The sequence below is a fragment of the uncultured Eubacterium sp. genome (genome assembly GCF_934295145.1).
GTDB lineage: Bacteria > Bacillota > Clostridia > Lachnospirales > Lachnospiraceae > Eubacterium_I.
The window spans coordinates 1-7,831 of the sequence record NZ_CAKRAS010000084.1; the positions used below are offsets into that span (position 1 = coordinate 1).

The 7,831-nt window shown below is 40.0% G+C and carries 8 protein-coding genes; 1 reads left to right on the forward strand and 7 read right to left on the reverse strand.

The features are described from left to right. From Q0I54_RS12490 to Q0I54_RS12520, 7 genes are all read right to left on the reverse strand, one after another. Window positions 1-728 (reverse strand): nitroreductase family protein (locus tag Q0I54_RS12490; RefSeq protein ID WP_296119057.1); only part of this gene is annotated, 728 nt, incomplete at its 3' end. 1 nt (window position 729) lies between these two features. After that, on the reverse strand, window positions 730-2,052 hold the full coding sequence (locus Q0I54_RS12495; RefSeq protein ID WP_296119058.1) for a sodium-dependent transporter: 1,323 nt from the start codon (window positions 2,050-2,052) through the stop codon (window positions 730-732). 317 nt (window positions 2,053-2,369) lie between these two features. Next, window positions 2,370-3,974: a phosphoenolpyruvate carboxykinase (ATP) gene (pckA, locus tag Q0I54_RS12500; protein ID WP_296119060.1), complete on the reverse strand. Its 1,605-nt coding sequence runs from the start codon at window positions 3,972-3,974 to the stop codon at window positions 2,370-2,372. Between the two features lie 192 nt (window positions 3,975-4,166). Continuing rightward, window positions 4,167-4,805, reverse strand: coding sequence for a hypothetical protein (locus Q0I54_RS12505; protein WP_367270853.1), 639 nt, complete (start codon window positions 4,803-4,805; stop codon window positions 4,167-4,169). Between the two features lie 102 nt (window positions 4,806-4,907). Beyond that, entirely contained in the window at window positions 4,908-5,555 is a 648-nt protein-coding gene (locus Q0I54_RS12510; protein WP_296119062.1) for an ABC-2 transporter permease, read from the reverse strand. Then, complete coding sequence (locus Q0I54_RS12515) at window positions 5,552-6,403, reverse strand: ABC transporter ATP-binding protein (RefSeq protein ID WP_296119064.1); 852 nt, start codon at window positions 6,401-6,403, stop codon at window positions 5,552-5,554. The genes Q0I54_RS12510 and Q0I54_RS12515 overlap by 4 nt, the downstream gene beginning before the upstream one ends. Window positions 6,404-6,421: 18 nt before the next feature. Next, window positions 6,422-6,796 (reverse strand): GntR family transcriptional regulator, encoded by a 375-nt coding sequence (locus Q0I54_RS12520; RefSeq protein WP_296119067.1) that lies wholly within the window; start codon window positions 6,794-6,796, stop codon window positions 6,422-6,424. Between the two features lie 393 nt (window positions 6,797-7,189). Between Q0I54_RS12520 and Q0I54_RS12525 the strand changes: the two genes are divergently transcribed. Continuing rightward, a complete protein-coding gene (locus Q0I54_RS12525; RefSeq protein WP_296119070.1) occupies window positions 7,190-7,732 on the forward strand; it encodes a Uma2 family endonuclease in 543 nt (180 codons plus the stop codon). The last annotated feature ends 99 nt before the right edge of the window (window positions 7,733-7,831 follow it).

A 7,831-nucleotide genomic window follows, 5' to 3' on the forward strand; every position in this document is an offset into this window, starting at 1 on the left:
CCCTCTGCATACTGTTCCAGATATTTATGTACAGAACGTGACATTTCTTTTGAAAAATCAGAATTGTATTTACGCTTACAAAATGCCATCATCCAATCTTCAAAAGATCTGTTATCGCAGCGTCCCGCAAACATATCTCTCAATTCGTTTCCATCCATGCTTCGATAAGTATTCTCATGTACAATATACTTCTGATCTACACGCTGTGGTTTCGGTCGCTGCATCTGTTGTTCGGTTGGCCATCCAAACACAAGCATTGCCGCCGGAAACACATATTCCGGAAGCTGTAGTAATCTGCGCTGCTCCTCATAATTTTCCATAATATCTCCGATATAGCAGGAACCAATGCCAAAACTTTCTGCCGCCACAACAGCATTCTGCGCTGCGATCACAGCATCTGATACCGCCAGCATCAGATCCCCCACATCCGGTTTGTGCGGTTCACTTCCAGCTTCCCAAAATGCGTCATACCATTTTTTACAATCCGCACAAAATATCAAAACCAGCGGTGCTTTTGCAATAAAAGGCTGATGATCGCAGGTATCCACCAGTGCTTCTTTCAACTTCTGATCTGTAATATCCAGTATGGTATACAACTGCTGACAACCTGCGGTCGGAGCCTGCGCTGCCGCTTCCAGAATTACCTGTTTCATTTCTTCCGGAATCGGTCTGTTCTCATAGACACGCATAGATTTTCTTTCATATAAACTTTTTATTATCTCATTCATGTTATCCAATTCCTCCTAACGCAATTCCAAGAATCAACACAATAAAGCAAACTGCCACATACAAATATTTGCAAATCGGATAATAAAGTTTTGTAAACGGCTTTGTTCTTCCTTTGTTGACCTGTGCCTCCACGTATTTTTTACCACATACCCAGAAAAACATAATCGCTGCCAGGCCTGCTCCCAGCGGGCAGATATAGATAGAAAGCACATCCATCCAACCGGATACGATTCCCTGTATTAAAAGTGAAACACCTAAGCCAATCGCTCCGATAATCATACAGGCTGCTTTTCTTCCAACATGCAGTTTCTCCTGAACAGTTGCAATCGGCGCTTCATACAAATTGATCAGTGATGTCAGACCACCAAATAATACTGCCACAAAGAAAATAATGATGATCAGCCTGCCACCCGGCATGAACTTGATCAGATTTGGCAGATAGATAAACAAAAGTCCCGGTCCACCCTGATTCAACTTTGCGCCAGTCGTTGCCATCGCAGGAATAATCACCAATGCCGCCAGCATCGCTGCCAACGTGTCAAAAAATGCCACGCGACCTGCCGCTGCCGGAATATTTTCATGATCCCGCAGATAAGAACCGTAAATTAACGTTCCATTTCCAGCTACTGACAGTGAGAAAAACGCCTGTCCCAATGCAAAAATCCAAGTTTTTGGATCTGCTAATGCCACCGGATCAATACGAAAAATATAATGATAACCCGTTGCCGCCCCCGATTGAAATGCGATATAAATGCCAAGTCCTAAAAACAAAAAGAAGAAAATCGGCATCATGATCTTATTTGCCGTTTCAATTCCATTTCCAACACCAAACATCAAAATTGCCATGGTAATGCACAAGATTAAAACCTGCCATCCATTATTTCCAAAAGCCGATGCCATACTGCCAAATTTATCCGCAAACTTCTCTACGTGTTCCGGTGCAAGAGTTGCTCCGGTAAAAGCACCTATGGCATATTTTAAAATCCATCCCATAACAACGGTATAGCCGATGGCCATCGCCATGGAACCAACCACCGGTATCATACCAAGTGCTTCTCCGATTTTTCTTTTTCCATGCCGCTCACAGGCACTTCCGAATGCATCGATCGGGCCGGATCTGGTTCCCCGCCCGAAGCTCATCTCTCCGATGACACCGGTAAATCCGATCAGCATTACAAAAATAATATATGGGATTAAAAATGCTCCACCTCCATACAAGGACACGCGCGTCGGGAACATCCAGATATTACCCATTCCCACAGCGGAGCCAATACATGCTAAAATGAAGCCCCATCTTGACTGAAATGATTCTCTTTTTTCCATAGAATCTCCTTATCTTTTTCAAAACTATTCTATTAGTAAAGCGGACATTATCTTACACATTTTAACACACTTTTCAATTTCTATCCATGTTTTTTCCATCTTTTAATCCAAATCCTCTACATCCAAAAGCTTTCATTATAAGTCAATATAAACAACAAGAATCCCCCAAAAAAAGGATGCAGAACTTCCGTATTTTTACGAAAATTCCACATCCTGGAACATTAAATATTTGAGTCGAACGCACGTGAGACTTGGTGCGTGATTCTGGTCAGCGAAAGCTGACATATTCTTCTCAGAACCATTGCACTCTACACTTCTTATGCCTGAGGACCTGCAGAAACAAGTGCTTTACCAGCTTCGTTTCCTTCGTATTTTGCAAAATTCTTCACAAATCTCTCTGCCAGATCTTTTGCTTTTGCTTCCCACTCAGCAGCATCTGCGTAAGTATCACGCGGATCAAGGATTGCCGGATCTACGCCCGGAAGCTCTGTCGGTACTTCAAAGTTGAAATATGGGATTGTCTTTGTCGGAGCATTTTTGATATCACCATTTAAGATTGCATCGATAATTCCACGAGTATCCTTGATGGAGATACGTTTGCCTGTTCCATTCCATCCTGTATTAACCAGGTAAGCTTTTGCTCCACTCTTCTCCATTCTCTTTACGAGCTCTTCTGCATATTTTGTCGGATGAAGCTCAAGGAAAGCCTGTCCGAAACATGCGGAGAAAGTAGGTGTCGGCTCTGTGATTCCACGCTCTGTACCAGCTAATTTTGCTGTAAATCCAGACAGGAAGTAGTACTGTGTCTGCTCCGGTGTCAGAACAGATACTGGAGGAAGTACACCAAATGCATCTGCAGACAGGAAGATTACATTCTTAGCTGCCGGTGCGGAAGAAACCGGACGAACAATGTTTTCAATATGATTAATAGGATAAGATACACGGGTATTCTCTGTCACGCTCTTGTCAGCGAAATCAATTTTGCCTTCTGCATCCAGAGTAACATTCTCAAGCAGAGCATCACGTCTGATCGCATTATAGATGTCCGGCTCAGATTCTTTGTCAAGGTTGATAACTTTTGCATAGCATCCGCCCTCAAAGTTGAATACACCATTGTCATCCCAGCCGTGCTCATCATCACCGATCAGGAGACGTTTTGGATCTGTGGAAAGTGTAGTTTTACCTGTTCCGGAAAGTCCGAAGAAGATTGCTGTATTCTCACCGTTCATATCTGTGTTTGCAGAACAGTGCATGGAAGCGATGCCTTTTAACGGAAGGTAATAGTTCATCATAGAGAACATACCTTTTTTCATCTCTCCGCCGTACCATGTATTTACGATAACCTGCTCACGGCTTGTGATATTGAACATAACTGCGGTCTCAGAATTCAGTCCAAGTTCTTCGTAATTCTCAACTTTTGCTTTGGAAGCGTTATAAACAACAAAATCCGGTTCAAAATTCTCAAGTTCTTCTGCAGTCGGCTGAATAAACATATTTGTTACGAAATGTGCCTGCCAAGCAACCTCGACGATGAAACGGATAGCCATACGTGTATCTTTGTTTGCTCCACAGAATGCATCTACTACATACAGCTTTTTATTTGAAAGTTCTTTGAGTGCAAGTTCCTTTACTGCGCTCCAAGCTTCCTGTGTAGCCGGATGATTATCATTTTTATATTCATCAGAAGTCCACCATACAGTGTCCTTGGAATTCTCATCTACTACAATATATTTATCTTTCGGAGAACGACCTGTATAAATACCTGTCATAACATTAACTGCTCCAAGTTCGCTGACCTGACCTTTTTCATAGCCTTCCAGTTCCGGTTTTGTCTCTTCCTCAAATAATAATTCATAGGATGGATTGTGAACAATCTCTGTTGTGCCAGTAATGCCGTATTTACTTAAATTCATTTCTGCCATTTTACCTACCTCGTCCTTTCGTTCTTTAATGTAATAGAGTACTTAATTCGAACCTATACTATCATTAATGCCAGAATTTGTCAATATTTTATCAATCTTTCGGGCTGATTTTGCATCCAATTACGTACAAGATATACAATACAAAAAAATACAACTATAAGTCAAGCGATTTCACCCAAAATATTCCTCACATCAACATGAAATTGCTTTCAAATATTCTAATCTTTGACAAAACATCTCATAATATTGTGGCAATTTTTCAAAACAGGACACCTCTATTTCTGCGATCTGATTTAATCCGATTTTTCGCACAGCTTCTTCTGCTGCTTCCTGCTGTGTCGCATGTCGTCCAAACAACGTCTGGCAATTGGCACCTTCCATTTTGTCATAGGCATAAAAAGCCTGATTAAAATCCATCAGTTTATGCAGACGCATCGGTTTATTTGTTTTATTATTTACCAGCATGCCCCAGTTTCCCCAATGACGATCGGTATTTCCAATCAGATAATCTACGATATTCATCATATAATAATTGTGCCGATCCAGTGACAACACATATTTTTTGGTATTTCGATCGTGGTTCATAGAATAAATTTCAAACGCTTCCATTGGAACAATAGAAAACTCTTTTGATGTAATATTATCGCTGACGCTGACTTCTTCTCCATCAAAAAAATCACGTTCATACAATACCTGATCCACATCAAAGCATCTGCAGATCTGACTTGCAAGCACTTCCCGTTCCACTGCATCAGCTCCACCATCTTTTAATAACCGAAATCCATTTTCTGTTCGCTGCCATGCTTTCGGGAAACAACCATTAAAATTCATTCTTTTACTGTTTTCTATTATACCTGTTTTACTTTTTTTGTGTAAAGAAAAAGAACAAGAACACTTTTAATATATTTCTTCACTTTTATAATTCTCAATATATCACAGTTCCTTCTTTTTCATAATCCGGCAGCTGCACAAATACGACACCACTGCCAGACACCCGGCCACACTTAAACCGATCACAGATACCGCCGCATCTCCAACCAGATCAGATGCAGACACCAGAACATTTCCATCCAGTATTTCGCTTTTGTCTGCCAGAAAATAAATCATTGAACCGACAAAAACAGAAACTCCAACCACTACCAGGCGACTCTTTTCTACACCAAATTTTAATTGCAGCGGAAGAAGTAGAGACAAATATAAAATTCCAATTGGCAAAAAGTCAACTCCCCTCACTAACTCCTCTGAAAATACAATATGTGAATTACTTACTACCATAACAACCAAATACAAAACTAATGCAATAAACCATGCGATAATTGAACCACCAATACACAGCAGGTATTTTTCTCTGACATATATTTTTCGATCAATCGGCAATGTAAATAAAAAAGCCAATCCATGATCCATCTCATCATAGGAAAGTGTAGAAACTAAAAGTGCTGCCATCAAAAAAGTAGAATAACCCAACACAAAAGTATTTTTTTGTGTAACTCCAAGTATAATCGTAATTGCAATAACACAGAGAAATGTCTGTTTGCTGTGCAGTAACAACCGGATATCCTTTTCTAATAATCCTCTCATCCCTGATAACCTCCTGTCATCATCAAAATCAACTCATCGATATTACCATTTTCCACAACGATTCCCGGACAATTTTCCTGATAAAAATCTTTGTGATTTGTGAAGCAGGCATAACCGTAGGATGTTTTCTGAGTTTTTAACAGATATTCCTGATCCAGATTAGCAAACTGGTCTTCACTCACCTTTAATACTCCATACTGTTCCAGAATCACATCCGTATCCTCATGTAACATCAATGTTCCGTCATGGATCAGATAAATATCATCACACAAACGCTCCAGATCTGACGCAATATGGGAAGTGATCAAAATCGAACGTTCTTCGTCCTCAGCCATATAAGCCCGTAACATATCCAAAATATAATTTCTGGCTTCCACATCCAGACCTGTTGTCGGTTCATCCATGATCAGAAGCCTTGCATGGTGGCTAAGTGCTGTCAACACCCGTAATTTTGCTCTCATACCAGTGGAATATTCACGGATTCGCTTCTTCTCCGGTAACCTTAATTCCCGACATCCTCTTTCAAAATAATCCCGGTCAAAATTTGGATACATTTTTGCCAATATTTTCTGTACATCAACAATATTGAGATAGGTGCTGAACCCGGAATCCGCCAGGGACGCTCCAATTTCTGCTTTTTCTTTCATGCATAACTGATGAATATCTTTTCCCAATACAGATATTTCACCGCTTTCTGCCTCCGTCAGTCCAAGTATTAATTTGATCGCCGTACTTTTTCCGGCTCCGTTTTTTCCCACAAGACCTGTGATCTGTCCACTTGGAATCTCCATAGACAGATCCATTTGAAAATTTCCATATGTCTTGCTGACATTTTTCATTGTAATCATTACAAATCCTCCTGCTTCCTACGCTTCCTCCAACAGCAGACTTACAATTTCCAAAATTTCCTCGCTGCTCAATCCGACATTTTTTGCCTGATCAATAGCTTTTTCGAATTCTTCTTCTACTGCTCTCCTGCGTCCTTCCAGTGCCAGCTGTTTGTCCGAAGCGGTAACAAAGGTTCCTTTTCCATGAACGGTTGTCACGAATCCGGCTTCTTCCAGCTTGTCGTAAGCTTTTTTTACAGTCAGTGCACTGATGCGAAGTTCACCTGCCAGCTTTCTCACAGAGGGAAGCACCTCTCCCTCTGCTAGCGCTGACTCAATAATTTCTGTTTTTATCTGTTCCATGAGTTGCTCATAAATTGGCACCATGGAAGAATGATTTAAAATAATATGCATATTGACGGGGCCTCCCTTACAGTAAACAGTATATAACAGTGTATATCTGTTGTCAACTGTTATATACTGTTTATCCGCAAAAATATCTTCGTTGTGCAATATATGTCAGGGCAAAAAACAAATTGTTCTTGAACTTGGAGTTTTCATTCATGCTAATTATCTTTTATGAATCGTGTGTTATTCCATTTTGGAATAGTATATTAATAAACAGTTGTAGCCCACATATGTATTGCTTGATCAGTATTTTGCATTTATAATAGAGAGCAAGATAGGGGCTCTGTAATAGTATTTAATACTAGCCTGAAAGGAAGTTGCACAAGTGCAAACCGCCCCCTAGGACAACTTACAGAAAAATAACGGAAATAGGTCTACTACCCGAAAGGAGATTTAACTATGCCATTATTAAAAAGTGATTATTATAGTACACAAGATATTTTTAATCTTCCAGAAGGCGAACGTGCTGAACTTGTTAATGGTGAAATGTATATGATGGCTCCACCAAGTTCCACTCATCAAATTCTGGTTATGGGATTATCTGCTGCTTTTTTCAATCATATCCAGAAAAAAGGCGGTCCCTGCAAAGTACTTCCTGCTCCATTTGCAGTATTTATCAAAAAAGATGATTCCAACTATGTAGAACCAGATGTCAGTGTTATCTGCAATACAGACTTAATTTCTGATCGTGGATGTGAAGGCGCTCCTGATCTGGTTATTGAAGTGGTATCTCCTAGCAGTCGGCGCATGGATTACAATATAAAAAATGCCCTTTACTCTTCTGCCGGTGTTCGTGAATATTGGATTGTTGATCCTGCCAAAGAAAGAACCACAATCTACTATTATGAGCAGGATGCCGCACCAATGATCATTCCATTTCATCAGGAAGTCGTTTCGGGCATTTATAAAGATCTAAAAATAAAAATATCTGATTTATTATAATAAAAATATTTTTAAACCAAATTGCGAGTGTGTGAAACTTTTTCTGTAAATTAACAAATAATAGGTTCTTCTATGATAAAATAAAAATCATAGGAGGGC